At 34.3% G+C, this 20,567-nt stretch carries 13 protein-coding genes and 1 pseudogene; 9 read left to right on the forward strand and 5 right to left on the reverse strand.

The window, feature by feature from the left end; all coding sequences use genetic code 11:
• Positions 1–57: 57 nt before the first annotated feature.
• The 4 genes from GUB10_RS09590 to GUB10_RS09605 all read right to left on the reverse strand — a co-directional run bounded on the left by GUB10_RS09590 (position 58) and on the right by GUB10_RS09605 (position 7,192).
• Positions 58–1,725 carry a RagB/SusD family nutrient uptake outer membrane protein gene (locus tag GUB10_RS09590; protein ID WP_193711215.1) on the reverse strand — a complete coding sequence of 556 codons (1,668 nt, stop codon included), beginning with the start codon at positions 1,723–1,725 and terminating at the stop codon, positions 58–60.
• An 11-nt stretch (positions 1,726–1,736) separates the two neighbouring features.
• Positions 1,737–5,066, reverse strand: coding sequence for a TonB-dependent receptor (locus tag GUB10_RS09595; protein WP_227740358.1), 3,330 nt, complete (start codon positions 5,064–5,066; stop codon positions 1,737–1,739).
• Positions 5,067–5,287: 221 nt separating this feature from the next.
• Positions 5,288–6,502, reverse strand: coding sequence for a FecR family protein (locus GUB10_RS09600; RefSeq protein ID WP_193711217.1), 1,215 nt, complete (start codon positions 6,500–6,502; stop codon positions 5,288–5,290).
• A 105-nt stretch (positions 6,503–6,607) separates the two neighbouring features.
• Entirely contained in the window at positions 6,608–7,192 is a 585-nt protein-coding gene (locus GUB10_RS09605; protein ID WP_193711218.1) for an RNA polymerase sigma factor, read from the reverse strand.
• A 777-nt stretch (positions 7,193–7,969) separates the two neighbouring features.
• On the opposite strand from GUB10_RS09605, the gene GUB10_RS09610 reads away from it, so the two are divergent.
• From GUB10_RS09610 to GUB10_RS09640, 7 genes and pseudogenes are all read left to right on the forward strand, one after another.
• Positions 7,970–8,383 carry a response regulator gene (locus tag GUB10_RS09610; RefSeq protein WP_193711219.1) on the forward strand — a complete coding sequence of 138 codons (414 nt, stop codon included), beginning with the start codon at positions 7,970–7,972 and terminating at the stop codon, positions 8,381–8,383.
• A gap of 1 nt (position 8,384) precedes the next feature.
• Entirely contained in the window at positions 8,385–8,975 is a 591-nt protein-coding gene (locus GUB10_RS09615) for a heme NO-binding domain-containing protein (protein ID WP_193711220.1), read from the forward strand.
• The gene (locus GUB10_RS09620) at positions 8,926–11,298 is read left to right on the forward strand and encodes a PAS domain S-box protein (protein WP_193711221.1); all 2,373 of its coding nucleotides are present in this window, start codon (positions 8,926–8,928) and stop codon (positions 11,296–11,298) included. The genes GUB10_RS09615 and GUB10_RS09620 overlap by 50 nt, the downstream gene beginning before the upstream one ends.
• A gap of 67 nt (positions 11,299–11,365) precedes the next feature.
• Entirely contained in the window at positions 11,366–11,698 is a 333-nt protein-coding gene (locus tag GUB10_RS09625; protein WP_193711222.1) for an Hpt domain-containing protein, read from the forward strand.
• Positions 11,695–12,401 (forward strand): annotated as a pseudogene (locus GUB10_RS09630) (LytR/AlgR family response regulator transcription factor). The gene GUB10_RS09625 and the pseudogene GUB10_RS09630 overlap by 4 nt, the downstream one beginning before the upstream one ends.
• A gap of 126 nt (positions 12,402–12,527) precedes the next feature.
• Positions 12,528–13,607, forward strand: a complete 1,080-nt coding sequence (locus GUB10_RS09635; protein ID WP_193711224.1) for a mannose-1-phosphate guanylyltransferase — start codon at positions 12,528–12,530, stop codon at positions 13,605–13,607.
• Between the two features lie 57 nt (positions 13,608–13,664).
• Entirely contained in the window at positions 13,665–16,112 is a 2,448-nt protein-coding gene (locus GUB10_RS09640) for a DUF4114 domain-containing protein (RefSeq protein WP_193711225.1), read from the forward strand.
• A gap of 592 nt (positions 16,113–16,704) precedes the next feature.
• Here GUB10_RS09640 and GUB10_RS09645 read toward each other — a convergent pair.
• A complete protein-coding gene (locus GUB10_RS09645; RefSeq protein ID WP_193711226.1) occupies positions 16,705–18,759 on the reverse strand; it encodes a tetratricopeptide repeat protein in 2,055 nt (684 codons plus the stop codon).
• Between the two features lie 149 nt (positions 18,760–18,908).
• On the opposite strand from GUB10_RS09645, the gene GUB10_RS09650 reads away from it, so the two are divergent.
• Both GUB10_RS09650 and GUB10_RS09655 read left to right on the forward strand, forming a co-directional pair.
• Entirely contained in the window at positions 18,909–19,220 is a 312-nt protein-coding gene (locus GUB10_RS09650; RefSeq protein WP_193711227.1) for a hypothetical protein, read from the forward strand.
• Positions 19,221–19,233: 13 nt separating this feature from the next.
• On the forward strand, positions 19,234–20,484 hold the full coding sequence (locus GUB10_RS09655) for an oligosaccharide flippase family protein (RefSeq protein ID WP_193711228.1): 1,251 nt from the start codon (positions 19,234–19,236) through the stop codon (positions 20,482–20,484).
• Positions 20,485–20,567: the final 83 nt, after the last annotated feature.

A 20,567-nucleotide genomic window follows, 5' to 3' on the forward strand; every position in this document is an offset into this window, starting at 1 on the left:
TTATTCATTTTATGTGTTTTAATTATTAATTGTGAATTCCATAATAAAAAGTTGGTATCAATACCCCGGATTTTGTTCCAAATTTGTGTTTATACTAATTTCACTTTGAGGAATAGGCCATAAATAATCAATATTGGGCCTGAAATTTCTAGTTGTTACATACCATCTATGCTGTGAGTCTATATCTTGATTTATTTTCGATCGAATATTATCGGTATTAGGAAAAGGAGCTCCATAAAAATCATTGTTTAATACTTTTTCAGCAGTTTTCCATCTTAATAAATCCCAGTAACGAATTCCCTCAAAAGCCAGTTCTACCCGTCTTTCATTTCTTAAAATTTTTCTTAAAGAATTTTTATTAGTTACCGTAATCGGGGGCATATTTACTGAAACTCTACCCCGAACCTTATTAATTGTTTCGTCCAATAAACTTTGGCTAATAGCATCGCCGGCTTCCAGTTTAGCCTCCAAATAACCTAATAAAATTTCAGCATAACGAATTATAGGAAGGTTAACCCCCGAGTTACTTAAATTCCCCTCAAAGTCTGAGTTCATCATCTTTTTTAATCCAAAACCTGTCTGGGTAGTTTGTTTACCTGCTCCAAGCTGATCTGGGGATGAAGTAGAGTCAGGGTGTGTTATATACAGCTTATTGCCAAAGGAATTACGGTTAAAAAGCACTGAATATCCTAAGCGTGGATCACGATTTTTGGAAATATTTTCTGCATCATATCTTGAATCCTTAAAAGAAAATGGAGTACCATCCTTAAATTGATAAGCTTCCACTAAGCTTGCTAAAGGGTTAAACATATGCCATCCACCTTTTACAGCAGGAAAAAAATGTTGAAACATTGCATTAGAACCTTCGTTTTTCACATATTGAGTACTGAATATTATTTCTTGACTATTCTCATTTTCTATTTCAAAAAGTGACTCATAATTAGGATCAATAATATTTTCTCCCATATCAATAATTTCTTTATAAGTTTCTCCTGCCATTTCAAACTTTTCTTCTGCAAGTAAAGCTCTCCCCAAAAAACCCAAGGCTGCTTGTTTTGTAAATCTTCCTACTTCAGAAGCTTCTAGGTTAGCTTGTGAAGGCAGAGATTTTGCAGCTAATTGCAACTCATTAATAACAAACTGCATAACCTCCTTTTTGGATGTACGTCTCATTTTATTTGCCTCTTCCGAATTAATAGAACTCGTCACTAATGGTACATCTCCCCAGTACTGGGCAAGATAAAAATACTGACACGCTCGTATGGCTCTTACTTCAGCAGAATACCGAGATATTTTTTCTTCTTCCATAGACACCTTATCTATATTTTCCAAAAAATCATTAGAACGTGAGATTTTGTTATAACTATTCTCCCAATAATTTTTAACATATCCATTTGTTGCTGTATTAGTACCATTAGACAACTTCACCGTTGCTGCATTATCCCCTCTTCTATCGTAAGCATTATCAGAAGCAAACTCTAAAAACATCAAACCATTATAAGACCACCAATCCGTCGGACTGAATTCAGGATTATTCATTTGAATGTTTCCTCGATAAACTCCAGTTAATGCCAAATATGCTTCATTCTCACTTTTCCAAAATGTTTCTGTGGCAAACTCATCTAACGGATTTTTTTCTAATTCCGCTTCACATCCAATAAAAAGTATGCAAGCAAAAATTAAAATCAAACTCTCAAAACTTACGATTCTTAAATTATTCTTCATTGTTCTTTTTATTAAATATTAATAGTAACTCCTAAAGTATAGTTAGAAAGAATAGGATAAAACTGTCCACCTGAATTTATTTCTGGATCCCAACCTTGAGGATATTTATCCCAAGTAATAATATTTTCCCCAGATAAATAAAAACGAATATTCTTAACTTTCCATTTATTTAATAATTCCGATGGCAGTTTGTAACCAATTCGAACATTTTTTAGCCTTAAATAAGAAGCATTTAAAATCCAGTAAGAAGATTCGAGAGTATTAGGAGTTCCTTGATTTGAAACTATTTCTAACCTAGGGTAACTAGCATTTGGATTTGGATTTTCAAGAGTCCATCTATTCTCTTTCATCCATCTTTGAATGGATGCTGTATTATAAAAAGCTGTACCAGCATATCCACTTAACCTGCCTTTCACACCACCTACTCCTTGGAATAAAACATTAAAATCGAAATTTTTATAATTCGCTCCTAAGTTAAAACCAAAGGTATATTTAGGAATTCTACTACCAAGAATCTTTCTGTCATACTTTGCGTCAACCTGCCCATCAGGTACGCCATCAGGCCCACTTATATCCTTATATTTTATATCTCCAGGCTTTGGTTGAGGATTAATTTTAGAGACATCAGCTCCATTCGCAATTGCATCATCATCACGGTATAACCCATCTGCAACATATCCATAATAAATATTCATAGGATAACCTATAAATAAATCATTACCATTACCTACAAGACCATTTGGTTGTTGAATATTCCCCACTCCTAAATCCTGTACTTTGTTATGAATTATGGAAAAATTGGGACTAAGACTGATTCTGAAATCGTTCCAACTTTTATTATAAGACATCATAAATTCCCAACCCTCATTTCTTAAACTTCCAGTATTAGTTTCTGAAATTTCTTTTCCTAAAATTGAGGATATACTACTAGAAGGTTTGTAAAGAATATCTGTAGTCTTTTTAATAAAATAGTTAATACTAAAATCTAAATTATTGTTTAGCAGAGTAAAATCACCCCCCACATTATGAGAAGTTGTACTCTCCCAGTGCAAATTACTATCGGTTATATTTGTTATTGCTACACCCGGATGAAGACTTCCGCCAAAAGGATAATCATAGCCTGAAGAAAAAACCGTTTGATAAGGATAATTACCAATATTTTGATTTCCTAATTTTCCGTAGGATGCTTTTAATTTAAAATCATCTATCCAAGGTAGCGCATCTGTAAAAAATCTTTCTTCAGATAATTTCCAACCTATAGCGAAAGATGGAAAAAAAGCATATTTCTTATTTTTTGGAAATCTGGAAGAACCGTCATAACGCATAGTGCTTTCGAATAAATATTTTTTTCTGAATTCATATTTTGCTCGACCAAAAAAAGATTGTAGAGCCCATTCATTTGCAGTTCCATTTATCTGTTGCCCTTCTGGAGAACCTACGTTTATCTCGTGAAGGTTATTACTTGGCAGTTTATCTCGGAAGCCATTCATTATTTCGTAATGATTGTCTTCGAAGGAGTAACCCGCTAGTATTTCTATATCATGGTCACCAAATTTTTTATCAAATTCCATTATACCTTGAATAGTACGATAGGAAGATTCATCATAAATCTGTCTAAGGCTAGCTGGACCCAATAAAAGGTTTGCATTTAAACGTTGAGAGGCTAAAAATCTCTTAGATTTTCTTGTGTTTTTTTCGTACCCACCTATTAAAGATAGTTTTAATGATTTTAAAATATTCCAATCTAATTTCATGTTTGCATTAAAATTAAATGGTTTATTTGTATAAAAAGATTCACTTTCAATAAAAGACAGAGGTGTCCCCATTTGTGCATGCCCTGTCCCAAAATCTCCATCGGAAAATTGTCCTGCATAAATCGCGGGAACCCTCACAGCCTCATTTATGATTGCCATCATATTGTCAAATTCAATACCACCAGGGGGAGCTGGCTCCTCTGTAATCTCTTGTGTGCCAGATAACCGTGTAGTTAAAGTCAACTTCTCATTAATTTCATTTATTAAATTTAAACGTAAATTATAACGGGAGTAATTATTGTCTTCTAATAGTCCTTTTTGATTTAAATATCCTAATGAAACTAAATATCTTGTTGCCTCACTACCTCCATTAATTTGAAAATTATGAGAAGTTTGAATGGGATTTCTTTTAAACACAGATTCAACAAATTTAGAATTAGGGTAGTTGTCCAAATCATTTCCTTGCTTAAATTTTTGGATATCCTCCGATGTATAAACATCATCCCCTATCGCCTCATTATATAGTTCTGCATACTCCCATGAATCAACCATTTCAGGTAATTGAGTTGCTTGTTGAAATCCAACATAACCTTGATATTTTACATCTAATTTTCCTTTCTTTCCATTTTTCGTAGTTACTAATACAACACCATTAGCAGCACGGGAACCATAAATAGCTGCCGCTGCAGCATCTTTCAATACAGAAACACTTTCAACATCATTTGAATTAACTTGACTAAGGTCTCCTGGGATACCATCAATTAACACTAACGGGTTTGCATTCGCTCCAAATGAACCAACACCTCGGATTGATAATTCTCCTCCACTTGAGCCCGGTCGCCCAGAACGCTGAATTACAGTAACTCCTGGCATTTGCCCTGTTAAGGATTGGGTTATATTCGGAACAGTCCGATCCTCAATATTTTTAGAATTAAGTTGTGAAACGGCTCCTATTACACTTCCTTTTCTTTGAGTTCCATACCCCACTACAACCACTTCTTCCAAAGCAGCAGCGTCCTCTTCTAACACGATATCGATTTCGTTACGATCATTAACATTAACTTCTTTGGTAGCATAACCTATATAACTTATTTGCAAAATTGCATCTGCCGACACTTTAATTGAAAAATTCCCGTCAAAATCGCTCATTACGCCATTTGAAGTTCCTTTTTCCAAAATATTTGCCGCCGGTATAGGCATACCGGTTTCTGCTTCAGTAACTGTACCGGTAACTGTGATCGTTTCCTGCATTACATTACTAGTGCCTGGGATAAGCTTTTCTTTAGGTTTTCCTTCTTTAAGGATAATTTGCTTTTTCTTTACTTTAAAATAAATATCGGTCTCGGAAAATAAAGAATCAAGGATATCAGAAATAGGTTTTTTATAAGCATTTAAGGAAACCTTTCGATTAACATCTACTTTATTCTGATTATACAAAAACCTGAACTCTGAAAGATCTTCTATTTCACGAAAAACCTCTTTTATTGTTGCGTTCTGAACTTCTAAGGTAATTTTCTTGTCCTGGGAATAAGTATTCGCATGAATTTTAAATAATGAAATAATTAATAAAAGTGTAGTTAGTTTCATTTTTAGGCTAAGGTTAGGTAGCTTTTCAGAATGGGAAAGCCTACACGGATAGTGTTTTTTTTTCATACTTTTGTAGTGGTTAGGTGATTTAACTTATTTGCTTAGATCACTTTTTCAAGCCGGGAAATGGGCCAACATTTTCCGGTTTTTTTATACAAGTGATTTCTTTTTAGATTTCAAATTATTTAATTCAACTCATATTTATTTTTTGGTTTTAGAAATTAATCAGTTTTAATTATTACTCTATTATCGTTCAATTCAAATTCAAAAGGAGTGTCTTCTTTGAAAGCGTTTAGGATCTCCTCTATACTTTCTTCTTTAAATGTAGCTGTATAAACCTGCCTTTCTAGAACTTGATTATTGTTTTTTATACTTACACCAAAATGCCGTTCCAATTTTCTCCTTATATCACTAAACTGCATGTTTTCAAATCTTAGGATACCTTCTTTCCAGGCGATATATTTTGAAACATCTACTTTCTCCATGGTCATGCTGCCATTTTTATTACTCCAGGCTGCTTTATGCCCTGGAAGAAGCAACCTGGAAGAAGTTTTATCATCTTTATTGTTCTTTGCTCTTATTCTCACCGAACCTTCAACTAAAACAGTATTAATTTGGCTATCCTCGGGATAATTTGAGACATTAAATTCGGTACCCAGAACTTCAACGCCAACTGCACCTGTTTTTACTACGAATGGTCTAATTTTGTCCTCCGCAACATCAAAATATGCTTCCCCTTTAAAAAACACCTTTCTACTTCCATCTTTGGAAAACTGTACAGGATACTTAATCCAACTCCCGGCATTAAGTGTTACACGCGTTCCATCGGTTAAAACCAGGTCAAATTTTTTACCATATGGAATTGACAATTCATTATATGAAACTTTCTTAGTTTTGTTTTTACCCGTGTATGTTAACCAACTTCCATTTTGCTCTGCAACTACTCCCCCTTTTCTACCCAGAATTTCTTTTTGCTCATTTTGTGATATAACTACCACCTCACCATCTGCTAACTTAAGTGTAACATTATCTTTATCTATACTGCCGGAAGTTGTAATGGCAGTATCTTGAGATGTAAAAGCATCGTTATTGAAAAAATAAAATAATCCGACCAAAAAGATTAAAACAGCAGCTACTTTATAAAATTGATGTATAGAAATTTTTCTGCCCCAGGTTTCTTTTCCTTTAACTTCTAATTCCTCTTCATCTAGGCTTTTCATTATACGGTTAAAAAGCTTGTCTACATCCTTTTCATTTCTATTAGAAGCAAAACCAGGAGCTTTTTCGGTTTCCAGGTATTCTCCCAAAATTCCTTTTATTTCTTCCTGATTTTCCGCTTTATCTATAATAGCGATGAGTTTATGGTACTCTTCTTCTGTAAGCTGGTTATTCACCAACTTATCAAAAAGCTCATCGATATATTTTTTATCAATCATTTAACGATTTAAACCTTGTGTTTAATAGTAATACACATCAAAACACAAAAAGTCCCAAATAAATCTAAATTTTATTCGAATATTTTAATTTTAAGGAGGGAAGGTTTAGGATAAAAGGTAGGAAAAAGCAGGATATAGAAGTCCGAGATGTGGTTGTAGCTCAACCTTAATCTGCTTTAGGGTTTCCCAAAGATGGTTTTTTACCGTTTTCTTTGATATATTCAGTAAATCAGCAATCTCCTGATTGCTTTTCCCTTCATTCCTGGATAATATAAAAATGCTACGCTTCTTTTGAGGAAGGCCCGCTAAAATATCTTCAAGAATATCCTGATATTCCGAGTATATCAATTCGTTTTCTACATCATTAAGAAAAGCTATATTTTTCCATAATTCTTGTTTCAAATTCTCCTGATTAGCTATTTTGCGTAGATGATTATAGGTAAGGTTGCGCGCTATGGTATAAATAAAGGCATTAAAAGACAAAGAGGTTTTTATATCAGCTTTCTTTTGCCACAGATTAATAAAAATCTCCTGCAACAGCTCTTCTGTAGAATAGTGCGATTTGGTAATGGAAAACACAAAAGCATACAACCTCTTTTCGTATAAATCAAAGACTGTTCTAAAGGCAGAACGGTCGCCTTTTTTTACTAATTCAATAAGTTTTGCATCTACTGATTTTGATTCATCCATAATCTTGGCAGAATTATTTTTTACAGCTTACAAGCTATGAAATGAGAACCAATGCTCATTCTTAACCTTAGCCTATACGAATTAATAAGGAGCCAAATCTCTCTCTAACTAGAAAGAAGAACTAAAGGACTTTATAGCATAAGGTCATTTTAACCATATTGCCAGCCATCCCCGAAAAAATATAAATCACCTATTATTAAAACTATATGTCACTTAAATCTGTTTATATAAAAATGTAATTTTTTGAAAATATTTTTATTCATTCCATAAATTACTGACTAACTTATGTTGATTTTTTGTTAAAAACAAAATTAATTTTAATAAAAAATTATGATTTGAAAAATCTTTAAGATTTTCACTTGTCTTAAGCTAAATTCTTATAATTATTAATTAGATCTTTCTATTCACAGAGAATTCCTGAAAAAGAATTTAATAGTAATGAGTTCCCTTCTGGTAAGACAGGGATTAATTTAATGAAAAGATTTTTTATTTCGAGGTAAGTCTCGGGGTATTATATCCTTCGGAGGTGCCAATAAATAATAGTCAAAAAAACAGGTAAGCCAACAAGGTAACAACTACTAAGAAACCCTTTTAAGAATCACCATATTTTATTTAGGCTTACCTTAAAAATTGAGTGGGAAAATATTTAAATGAATCACGTTACATCTAAACTTAAATACCATTCACCGTTATTAAAACAAATCTGAACGAAATTTAAATTAAATTAAAAATCTTTGTAGCATATTTGATAGGTTAGTTAACTATATTTTCGCTAAAATGAGAAAGAAATTAAATATACTTTTTATTGAAGATGATGAAATTGAAGTGATGAAATTAAATCGCACTTTAAGTTCATTAGAACTAAAACATATTTTCCACGAAGCCCAGGATGGTGAAATGGCTTTAGATATATTAAAGAGCAATCAAAGCTTACCCGATATAATTTTCCTGGACTTAAATATGCCCAAAATGAATGGCATAGAATTTCTACGCATTTTAAAGGCTAATGATGTTTTAAAATATATACCTACCGTTATTTTAACCACTTCGAACAATAGAAAAGACGTTTTGGAATGTTATCGAATTGGCGTCTCTGGATACATCATAAAACCTTTAAAATATGATGATTATGTTACTAAAATAAAAGCTGTTCTAGAATACTGGAGCCTAAACGAATTAATTAAAGCCTAACATGAAAGGAATTGTATTCACCGAATTTTTAGATATGGTAGAACAGGAATTTGGACTCGAAACCATGGATAAAATCATCTCTTCTTCTCAACTCGAATCCAATGGGGTTTATACTTCTGTGGGTACCTATGATTTCTTTGAAATGCAGAAACTTATAGGAAACCTAAGCATCGAAACCGGTATCCCGGCTAATGATCTTATCTACGCCTATGGGAAGTTTTTTTTTCACGTACTAACCAGGCATCACAAAGATATATTTAGCCTATACAGTTCTCCTATAGAAATGCTGGCATCTGTAGAAAATCACATTCATGTACAGGTGCGAAAAATTTATCCCGGGGCCGAACTACCTACTTTCAAAATTACGAATCAGAAAGAAGATTCACTTGAAATGATGTATTTTTCTGAACGTTCCATGTATATGTTTGCAAAAGCTTTAATGGAAAAGACCTTTGAGCATTATCATAAAAATTGTTACATTGAAACAGAATTGATTAAAAATGATGGTAGCCAGGTAAAATTTAAGATATATATGCAGCCCCATGCAATTAGACCAAAAAATTCAAATATTAGAACGAGCCCTACAACGTGAAAAAGCAGCCAGAAAAGCTGCAGAAAACATACTTGAAGAGAAGTCTACAGAACTCTATAACCTCTCTGAAGAATTAAGAAAATCTAAAAATTCATTAGAGGATCTTCTAAACAGGAAAACATCTGAACTTGAAGGTGTTTTCGAAAACATTATTGATGCCTACGTGGTAATGGAACTTTCAGGAGATGTCATTAAAATGAACCAGGCTGCAATAGATCTTCTTGGTTATAATGTAAGCCTAGAACCTATAAACCTGGTGAAGCTTGTAAAAAGAGAGTATCTAGACTACACCTTCGAAACATTTAAAGAGTTAATTACACACGGAAAATTTAATAATTATAAAGCTGTAATTATCACTAAAAATGGTGAAGAAAAAACAGTTCAGATAAATGCCAGCGTTATTTACGACTCTAATGAAAATCCCATAGCAGCCCAGGGGATTGCCAGAGATATCACCGAGGATATGCGTCTTAGAAAGTTAATGGAGGAGCAAAAGCAACAACTGGATATTATCTTTAAAAACTCTCCTATTGGTGTAAGCTTATCCAAAAGCCTTGAAAGTGGTTTAATTATGGTAAACCAGGCAATGTGTGATATGTTAGGATATACAAAAGAAGAGTTTATGAACGTTCAGGTTCAGGATCTTACCCACCCAGACGATATTGAAGAATCTAAAATTCTTAGGCAGAAAATGTTTAAAGGAGAGATAGATAGGTTTAATATTGAAAAGAGATATATCACTAAAAATAAAGAAATAGTATGGGCTAAAACCTCTGTTACCGGGGTAAAAGACAGTAAAGGGATCACAGACCTTATGGTAGCCACGGTTGAAGACATTACAGAGCAGAAAGAAGCAAACACAAAATTAAAAGAGTCAGAAAATAGAATGGCTACGCTAATTATGAATCTGGAAACTGGTATTTTGTTAGAAGATGAAACCAGGCATATTAGCTTAACCAATCAAAAATTCTGCGATATGTTTAATATACCCGTACCACCGGAAGTTCTAATTGGAACCGACTGTAGCAATGCTGCTGAAGAATCTAAGCACCACTTTCAAAAACCAGAGCAATTTGTAGAAGGAATTACTCAACTTTTAGAGAATAAACAAACAGTTCTTGCAGAAGAACTTCATTTAAAAGATGGTAGAATTCTTGAAAGAAGCTATATCCCAATCTATAGTGAAGGAGTATACAAAGGACATTTATGGAGCTATGATGATGTTACCATTCCTAAGCGTTATAAAGAAAGCTTAAGGGCTCAAAAGGAAAAGTATAGCAATATTATAGCTAATATGAACCTTGGCCTTATAGAAGTAGACAACAACGATAAAATTCTCATGGCAAACCATAGTTTCTGTGACATAAGCGGCTATTCTGAGGAAGAATTAAAAGGAAAAGTTGCTTCCCAGCTTTTATTGCACGAAGAACAGGAAAATATTGTTTTGTCCAAAAATTCAGATCGGGGAAAAGGATTATCAGACTCTTACGAACTAAAGGTTAGAGTGAAATCTGGCGAAATACGTAACTGGCTAGTTAGTGGCGCCCCAAATTACGATGTGAATGGAAATGTTATTGGCTCCATAGGTATACATTTAGATATAACCGACAGGAAAAAGTTAGAAGAGAAACAGGTTGAGCTTTTGAAAAGTCTGGAAAGCCAGAACGAAAAATTAAACGACTATGCGCACGTGGTTTCGCATGATCTTAAATCTCCACTAAGGAATATTTCTGCTTTATTGAGCTGGACGCGTGAAGACTTTGCCCACAAATTAGGACCAGAAAGTGTTACCAATATAGACCTTATGCAAAACAAGGTGGAAAAAATGGATCACCTCATCGAGAGTATTTTAAAGTATTCCAGTATTGGCAGCACCACGACAATTGCCGAAAATGTAGATACTCATGAAGTTGTAGAAGAAATTTTATCTATGATTTTCATCCCAAAAAATATAAAAGTTGTAATAAAAAATAAACTACCCGTAATTAAAGCAGATGCAACCGGTATACAGCAACTATTCCAAAATTTAATAAGTAATGCCGTTAATTATATCGATAAAACCGAAGGTTTGGTTGAAATAGATGTTGAAGAAAAAAATAAAGAGTATATTTTCTCTATAAAGGATAATGGTTGCGGAATCCCAAAAGAATATCACGAAAAAATATTCAAAATTTTTAGTTCGGCCAGTACTCACCAAAAGTCTACCGGCATAGGTTTAAGTATAGTGCGTAAAATAATAGACCTCAACAATGGAAAGATATGGTTGGAAAGTGAAACAGGAATAGGAACCACTTTCTATTTTAGTTTGAATAAAACTGCATAACAGTAACGCATATTTTACAATTAGCGGTAAAGTATCATATTCCTATTTTTTTTTGTATTTTTCTATAATGGAAGAGCAAGCAAATTTCTCATATATCCAACAACTTTCTGGTGGGGATAAAGATTTTGAAATAGAACTTTTAAAAGTTATAAAACGAGAATTACCCGGAGAAATTGAGGTGTTCAGGAAAAACACTCAAAATAGAGCATATAAAAATGCTTCAGACAGTGTTCATAAATTAAAACATAAAATAAGCATTTTAGGTTTTGAAAAAGCCTATCACCTGGCCGAGCTCTATGAGGCTGAATTAAGGGAAGGACAAAATAATAAACAGCCTGAATTTGAGGAAATACTGGAAAAAATGCTTAGGTTTATAAAGTCCCAAAAATCTTTACAATGAAGTCTTTAATAATCGATGATGAAGCTACAGCCCGACTAATCATTAATCAATTAATTGAAAAAAATCCAAATCTGGAATTAGAGGCAGAGTTTTCTAATGCCATGCAAGCAATTAAGTACCTAAATCAAGATAGCGCAGATCTTATTTTTCTTGATATACATATGCCAGATTTTACGGGCTTTGACTTTATTCAAACCATTAAAAACCCACCAAATATTATTCTTACCACTTCAGATAAAAGCTTTGCCATAGAGGCCTTTGAATATGATTGTATTTTAGGATACCTGGTAAAACCCATCACGCAAGAGAGGTTTGACAAAGCAGTTCAGAAAGCACTAAAGGCCAAACCTTCAATTAAAACAGAAGACCCGGTTTCTGACCTTAATAAATCAGATAATAATCTATACGTAAATATAGACCGAAGACTAATAAAGATTGATATTCCCAGTATTTATCTAATTGAAGCAAAAGGCGATTATATTCAAATTAAAACTTTTGAGAAAAACTATACGGTACACTCCACCCTTAAAAAAATTACCGATAAATTACCAGACGAGCTGTTTTTAAAGATTCATAGATCGTTTGTTATTAACACCAAACATATTATAGATATCGAAGATAACAGTGTACTAATTGAAAAAGATGTTGTTCCTGTAAGTCGCAGTAATAGACCTGAATTGATAAGAGGCTTAACCTTCTATAAACCATTCATCTATATAAACTTCCCATTCGCGTATACAAAAATTGGCTTAATCGAATAAAAATCCGCTTATCGCTTTCCTGAGGTATTTTTAACTAACGAAATACCTAACTACTTAAAATTGAAGCGATGAAAAATCATAACTATGCGGTAATTATGGCCGGCGGGGTTGGAAGTAGGTTCTGGCCTGTAAGCAAGCAAACAAACCCAAAACAATTTCAGGACATTCTTGGAAGTGGTAGAACTTTAATCCAATCTACTTTTGATAGGCTTCAAAAGTTCATTCCAGTTGCCAACATTTATATTCTAACCAATAGTAGCTATAGCGAGATCGTTAAAGAACAGCTACCAGGAATTAAGGATGAACAGATTGTTCTGGAGCCGGTAATGAGAAATACCGCCCCATGCATCCTACTTGCTGCAATGAAAATTCACAAAAAAGATGCTGCGGCTAAAATGTTGGTTGCTCCCAGCGACCATTGGATTCAGACCGAAGAACAGTTTCAAAAAGATATGGAATTAGCTTTTTTTGAAGCTGGAAGCAACGATAAGATCATAACCTTTGGTATTCCTCCTACATTTCCAAATACTGGCTATGGATATATTCAATATAACCCGGCTACTTCTAATGAAGTTTATAAAGTTACCAGATTTACCGAAAAGCCCGATTTTCAAACGGCTCAGCAATTTGTTTCTTCTGGGGAATATTTATGGAACAGCGGAATTTTTGTATGGAAAGCCAAATCTATCCTGAAAAAGTTTCAAAAATTTCTTCCGCAGATGTATCAATTGTTTTCTACCGGACAGGAGTATTTCAACACTACAGAAGAGCCTGGTTTTTTAGCTGCCAATTTCCAAAAGGCCGAAAATATTTCTATTGATTATGGAATTATTGAAAAGTCTAAAGATGTAAAAGTTATCCCGGCAGGTTTTTCCTGGAATGACCTGGGTACATGGTGTTCCTTGCAAGATGAATTGCCAACTGATGAAGAATTAAATACTGTGGTAAATTCAAGGTTTATTCCCATAGATGCTAAAAGGAATATTATTCGTACCGAAGAGGATAAAGTTGTTTTCATAGATGGCCTTACAGATTACATGGTGCTGGAAAACAAGGAGGTCTTGCTTATTGTTCCCAAGAGTAAAGAACAGCATATCAAGAATATTCGCGAAAATGTTATGGAAAAGTACGGTGTGCATTTCGGGTAGACATTAAAGCACAATTTTTTTGATGGTTTCCATTTAAACTAAAAATATCGATCTACTATGAAAAAACTACTACTACTTTTTTTCTTTATTCTTAACCAGTACATAATTGCCCAAAACTTCAATTTTTTGGGTGAATATGATTCCCAGGGAGTACCAGAATACCTGGAGCCTGTAGATGATGTTATAAGTACTGAAAGTATTGATATGATAATGAATGCGCTACCTGAAAGTTATCCTGTGCCAGATTATAATCCGCATTATATCACGTCAGGTTATGATACTAATATTGAACTGCAAAAAGATGCCACAGTATGGGTTACTTTTGTAAAAGAAGGTGCCGGGTATAAAAACGTTCTTGGGTTTTATACCTATAGTATAAATGATAAAAACCGAAAGCAACCCAGGGATAATGAAATAACTATAATCTTTCCCAATGCTTCGGAAAGTGGTTACGGCGGCGGCCTACGGAAAGGAAATAAAGTTAAGATTGGTGATTTTAAGTCGGGAACCGGGATAGGCTGGATTTTACTGGCAAATGCCTGGAATGGATCTCAGGTAACAAAGGGGCTGTGGCAAATCCATTCCGATCCCGATTTTAATCCTGAAGCCGATGAAAACTTAAAGCATCATACAGTCTTACTATCTGACCCTGAAAATGAGAGAGTTTACCTGGGATTTGAAGATATTAGAAGAGATTATGCTTCGTGTGATCAGGATTTTAATGATGCTATCTTTTACGTAACTGCCAACCCATATGATGCTATTAAAACTCAAAACCTGGTCGATGTAAAATCTGCAACAGATGTTTCCTCTGCCAATAAAGGTGGGTTAGAAAGCGACGGTAATTTGGCTAAATTAATTGCTAAAAGAAATTTCAACAGACTTAAATCGGGCTATAATAAGTTTCAGAAGACAAAACAGCAAAAGTTTGTACAGAAATATTCAGTACAAAAAAACCCTAAAGGTTATGATCTTACCAGCCTTATACCAGAAACCGGTATGTTTGGTTCAGAAACTGCAAAAATATCCAGCCCAGAAGACCTTATGGGCATAACCAATGCGACACAAGTCTTTTCTGCCGACTATTACCAGGGCAACAAAAGAATTGCAGCTGCTTTAATGACTGAAACCAAAAATGGAATCTACGATCATTCAAAGGTAATTTGCGACCGCTTAAACGCATCTAGCCTGGAAGATATTAGAACTCTTAAACTTAAAGGTTATAACCTGATAATGTTGAAAATGCTAAGAGCCAGCGGACAATTAGAATACGCTGTGAATTTTTCGGTAAGTATTTCAGAGGAACCAAAACTACACTCTTACTGGAATATCTCAGATTATCCTGAAGGAGACTACCTAAATTTTCAAATATGGGGAAGCAATATGGGACAGGTTAGCAGTATCACAGGCCATATTATAGACAAACTGAATGCATATAAAACAATGACAAGCGATGAGGTAGCCGGCAAGCACCCTACTGTTTTTGTTAAAAGTGGTTTTTATAAAGACAGCCGGCTTCACCTGATCGTGAAGAATAAAAATAAAGATTCTGGCTTAAATTTAAGCGGAAATTTACGAACCACCGAAACTGAAGATGAAACCAAAATTTCAAAAAACGTAGCACTAAATACAGAATTTGAACAGGAACTTAGCCTTGAGGCTGGAAAATTATTTGATATTGGCTTTCAAATAGAAGGAAACAATTCACCAACCGCAGATGCACTGTACCTCGCAGATGGTCCCTGGGGAATGGATTATTCTGAAAACGAAACCAGGGTAGATGAATTTCAAATTATTTCCGGGAATCTTCAAACCGGAAAAGACATCTTTCATCTGGAAAGAAATGTTTATGCACGTGGAAGTATTTATGGCACTGCAAACATATTCAGGACAATTCTACCCGGTGATCAGTCTTTTAAAGTAGAAGATTTTAAATCTATTCAATTCAATGCAAAAAACTCATTACCAATGGAAATCATTCTCGTTACGGAAGATCTTGAAAATTGGGAAAAAAGGTACAGGCTGCAAATGGAAGTGAATGAAGATTTTACAGTCAACAATTTCAATCTATCTGAATTCACTAATGGTTCTAAAACTTATGCTGGTGAACCCCTTAAGGCAGTTGTATTTTCAATTAAGGGTAATTATTCAAATTTTCAGGATTACAATATCAGGCTTCAAGATGTTATGTTTACTATAGATGAGTTTACGCCCTTAAAACCCGAAGTAGATCCTTTACTAGACGAGAAGCCCGAATTAAAAGCTTTTAATTACCCGAATCCCTTTCAATTTAAAACAACCATTGTTTCTCCTATGGATGCTGAAAGCGCTCTTTTAGACATTTATGACCTCACGGGAAGAAAGATCTGGTCTAAAAGCTATAATTCAAAAACATTTACCAGAAAAATCCCTGTAGAGCTTAATGTATCTCCGGGAATTTATAAAGCCATATTATTAATTAATAGTAATAAAAAGTTTACGCTTAGTTTGCTGGTTACTTACTAAGCTTTTTAGGTGGTTAGGTTGATAAGCCGGAGTAATTTCTCCGGCTTATTTTTTTGGTTAGAAAAACATAAAACTACAACATCAAATAATTGAAAATCTTAAGTTTATTTTATTGGCTTTCAGTCCAGGCTAAAAAAGGATTAAACCTTTTTATCTGGGAACAATAAATGAATAAAAATTCAGGATAATTAAAAGCCAGGCAAGTTATTCAACCATAGTATAAGTATCCGGCCAAATCTAATTGATTAGTCTAAATGCTAAGATCATTTTGTCTTCTGTCATCTATCTTTTTTACTAAGCTTATTTTAGCACGTACCTTTCTTGCAGAAATGAAAATGGGCAAAAAAAAGAAGCTGTCTGAAAAGGTTTTAAAAGCGTCATCTTGAATTTATTTCAGAGCCTGCCCCGATTCTTTATCGGGGATCTAACGTGTTGGTAATTAAAAACATGTTAGAAGCTGAAACAAGTTCAGCTTGACGAGAATAGACTTTTCAGACAGCCTCCTTTTTAGGTTGATATAATATTTTTATAGGAAAATATATCTAAAATATAATAACACCTTACTTATAAATAATTTCCATGGTTTTAAAGATTATAATTTAAACAAGGGTTTCTTAGTGATTTGCCACCTAAGGTTAATACCAAATTCAGTAAAAGTAAAACCTGCAGCAGTAGCCGATGCGATATTGGAGTGGTTGCCATACACACCTGCTGTAAACCTATCCCCTATTCTATAACCAAGCCTTCCCTGAAACCTATAAGTAGATTGCTTGGATTCATTTTCTATAAACTGATATCCGGTAGCTATGGTAAGGTCGTAATTTAATTTGGAATTAGGGTCGTTTCCCAGGAGGTTGATAAAAACTTCTGCAGCCTGAAATTTTTCCGGGCTAAAATACAACTCGGGCATTTGCTTTTTAAAACTAATATACTGGTAATTGAATCCCCCCTTTAATATTGGTTTTTTTATAAAACTATAATATATAGAGGTAAATAAAAGATTCCTGTTATTTTCATCACTTTGCTCGGTATACATATATTGCAAATACCAGCCTAAACCATTGGAAGCAGTATAATTGTTATTTAAAAACAAATGATTTCCGGCAATTTGCCTATTCAATAATTCTGCATTAAAATCCTGTAAGTCTCTACGATAACCTATCTCAAGGTCATCTCTAACAAAAGGTTTTACCGCTAAGGAGAATTCTCCTACCAGGTTGGTATAATCGGTTTGAGAAGAATTTGCAGTAACAAATCCGCCACGGGCTTTTAAGCTAAAAACAGGCGACAGCCTATACAACCCTGCCAAATCGAATTGATTAGAAGCGGCCTCCAAATTTGTAGTTGAATTTTTCGTCTCTCTATATGTAAAAGCACCCGAAAATTCCAGGTTTGAATTTACCGGAAACCTTACTCCTGTTCTGGAAGCAACAGCTTTATTATCTCCATTATCATAAGAATAACTTAAGTTTTCCTCCAAAACCGGAGCATAAATTTTATCTATTTTTTTTAGAAATTGCATGGCATCCTGCTGATTTGTATAATAACTAAGAGTTTTATCTGCTGCATTTTTTGCTTTGCCCGCTTCTCCCCTGGCAAAATACGCATTGGCTATTCCCAGGTTCCCATCAAAAGATGCTGAATCTTTCTCCAGTATTCTTTTATAATTTTCAATACTCATTTTAAAATCGCCGGTATACATCCCTAATGTAGCTTCCAAAGCCAAAATTCTAATCTCCGGTCCATATTCAATTTTCATTTCAGCAATTAAATCTTCGGCAGTACCGTATTTATTGTTCCATATTAAGGCCTGAGCATATCGCTCTTTTGCCTCTAAAACTTTTAAGGAATCAGTTGATTTTTCTGAAAGTGATAATGCTAAATTGGCATATTTTAAAGCTTCTTTTTCCTGTCCTCCCACATGTGCTGCCAGGGCCATACCATTATAGGCCATAATGCTATCGTTCAAACTAAGCGCAAGCGACTTATAAACCGATTTTGCTGCTGAAGAATTCCTGGTTATTAAATAAACATTTGCCTTATTAAGCAAACTCTCCTTATCATTCGGAAAATCCCTAAGATTAGCGTCTAATAAGTTTAGGGCATTCTCATATTGTGTTTCCCGAAGGTATTGGTTGGCATACCCAAGCCGTATATATTTTCTGGAAGTTAAGGCGTTTGGGTTCTTATGAGAAACATTTAAAGCCCGGTTTACCAAGGTTAATGCCGGCTGATAATCTTTCAGGTTACTTAAGGTATTTGCATAGCCAAGCAATGCACCAAAATTTTCGGGATTTTCCGAAACTAATGTCTTATAATAAACTTCGGCTTTTTCATATTGCTTGTTCCATAGCAGCGACTCTGCATAATTCAGCTTTACTTCCAGATCATTTGGATAATCCTTTAAAAGATTACCGAATAAATCTTTAGCTAGACCAGGATTATTATGTAGCCCCACTGCCCGTGCATAACACAATCTGGCTGTTTTATTTTCGGGATGATCTTCAAGAATAGCTGCAAAGAAGCTTTCGGCCTCTTCAAATTCTCCATTTTCCAAATTATAAAAGCCTTGTTGCATTTCCTGCGCATTCACTTTTACGCAGAAAAGCAATAAAAAAATATTCAATAACAATACAAAAATCTTCATGGTTTAGGTGGTTTAGATTGTTATTGGCAAGTTAAAACCACTTTCACCATATTTCATCTACAGAAAAACGCCATCCATCGAAAGAGACCGATTACTCATTGCTTTTCGAAAGATATTAGCATCAGATATTAACTCAAAAACCTAAAATTATGGCACTTTCAATTAAAGAAAACAACAGAATTTTTGAAGTAAACGGAAATCTTTCTGCATCTAATTCTTACCAGGTTAGAAAGTATTTTGAAATCATGCTAAAAATGAATGGTAACATAAAAATAAGCCTTGAAAATCTGGATAGTATGGATATAGGTAGTGTATTTGAATTGAAAGCACTTGCCGCCTTAGCATCAAGACAGGGAAATTCAGTCACTTTTATTGGTTCTAAAAACAAAAAAATCCAGGGTGCATTTCTGGGTTCTGGTTGCGATCTCTTCAGCTTTAATCACCTTAAGCTTAGTGCTTAAAAAAATTCACAACATGCTCAGCTTAAAACTTTACAACTTCCGGTTTAGCCTTCAGGCATCACAGGTATTTATGCTAAGTGCGCTAGTGGTAAACATAGGTAACTATCTATATAATCTTGCCCTGGGTCGCTTACTTGGCCCAAAAGCCTTTGCAGACGCCGCAATCCTGATTACGTTTTTATTAATCCTGTCTTTTATGGCGATGACACTTCAATTAAGTGTTGCAAAATTTACCGGGAGTTTCAATGGTGCCAAAAAAGACGCTTTCTTGAAGTATTGCAGGAATTTGAGTCTTTTTATTGGGGTTATTGTTGGGGCCTTAATAGTATTTATTTCCACACAATTACAAGCCTGGTTTAATACTGAATCTGCTGCGATGTTTAGAATATTCGGAATGGGGGTTCCCGTTTATTTCCTAATGAGTGTAAATAGAGGCTATTTTCAGGGCGAACAGGAATTTATTAAGCTCTCTATTACCTATCAGGGAGAAATGCTAAGTAGACTTTTTATAACATTGGCCTTTATTCTTTTTCTTCCATTTGAAAGTTCTGAACTGGTTGCTTTGGGAATATTAATATCCCTGGTTCCCGGTATGTTACCTTTTAGGAGAATTAAAACTAAAGTGCTACCGGCTATAGATAAAACAGAAATTTCACATCTTAAAAAATTCGTGATAGTAACTGCCTTTTATGAGCTTACCCAAATCTTAATCAACAATGGTGATATCTTATTGGTAAAGCATTTCTTTGATTCCCATGCGGCCGGACTGTATTCTTCCATGGCACTTATTGGCAGGGGAGTTTATTTTGTAGCCTGGATGTTCGTGATGTTGCTGCTACCTGAAGTTGTAAAAAAGCATAAAGAAGGGCTGGAAACCAAAAGAATATTTTTTAAATACCTGGGAATGATTAGCATCTTAGTGACTGCGGTCGTTGCTTCAACACTGCTTTTTCCAAACCTTATTATTCAGGTTTTATTTGGAAGTGCTTTTACAGAAGTTGCCGGTATTCTTTGGAAATATGCACTTGCAAGTGCTCTTTTTGCCATCGCCAATGTTTTTGTATACTACTTTCTATCTCTAGATCGGTACTTACCGGTAGTGGTTTCAGGCGTATTTGGGGTGTTACAGTTGTCTGTAATATTTTTTAGGCACGCAAGCCTGGAGATGGTAGTAGAAGCTCAAATTTATGTAATGCTAGGGCTACTAATTCTGCAAGTAATATATTTTCTTCACCAACATAAAACATCTATTCACCGAAAGTAATTTTCGATCTATCGAAAAAGAGAAATTAAACCGAAAAGCAGGCAGATATTTACCTTATCAACTAATCCCTAACCCTAAACAAA

Source organism: Salegentibacter sp. BLCTC, from assembly GCF_015143665.1.
Classification (GTDB): domain Bacteria; phylum Bacteroidota; class Bacteroidia; order Flavobacteriales; family Flavobacteriaceae; genus Salegentibacter; species Salegentibacter maritimus.

Coding starts and splice junctions, on each gene's coding strand:
- GUB10_RS09590 (WP_193711215.1), bottom strand. CDS start 1,725: ATGAAGAATAATTTAAGAATCGTAAGTTTTGAGAGTTTGATTTTAATT.
- GUB10_RS09595 (WP_227740358.1), bottom strand. CDS start 5,066: ATGAAACTAACTACACTTTTATTAATTATTTCATTATTTAAAATTCAT.
- GUB10_RS09600 (WP_193711217.1), bottom strand. CDS start 6,502: ATGATTGATAAAAAATATATCGATGAGCTTTTTGATAAGTTGGTGAAT.
- GUB10_RS09605 (WP_193711218.1), bottom strand. CDS start 7,192: ATGGATGAATCAAAATCAGTAGATGCAAAACTTATTGAATTAGTAAAA.
- GUB10_RS09610 (WP_193711219.1), top strand. CDS start 7,970: ATGAGAAAGAAATTAAATATACTTTTTATTGAAGATGATGAAATTGAA.
- GUB10_RS09615 (WP_193711220.1), top strand. CDS start 8,385: ATGAAAGGAATTGTATTCACCGAATTTTTAGATATGGTAGAACAGGAA.
- GUB10_RS09620 (WP_193711221.1), top strand. CDS start 8,926: ATGCAATTAGACCAAAAAATTCAAATATTAGAACGAGCCCTACAACGT.
- GUB10_RS09625 (WP_193711222.1), top strand. CDS start 11,366: ATGGAAGAGCAAGCAAATTTCTCATATATCCAACAACTTTCTGGTGGG.
- GUB10_RS09635 (WP_193711224.1), top strand. CDS start 12,528: ATGAAAAATCATAACTATGCGGTAATTATGGCCGGCGGGGTTGGAAGT.
- GUB10_RS09640 (WP_193711225.1), top strand. CDS start 13,665: ATGAAAAAACTACTACTACTTTTTTTCTTTATTCTTAACCAGTACATA.
- GUB10_RS09645 (WP_193711226.1), bottom strand. CDS start 18,759: ATGAAGATTTTTGTATTGTTATTGAATATTTTTTTATTGCTTTTCTGC.
- GUB10_RS09650 (WP_193711227.1), top strand. CDS start 18,909: ATGGCACTTTCAATTAAAGAAAACAACAGAATTTTTGAAGTAAACGGA.
- GUB10_RS09655 (WP_193711228.1), top strand. CDS start 19,234: ATGCTCAGCTTAAAACTTTACAACTTCCGGTTTAGCCTTCAGGCATCA.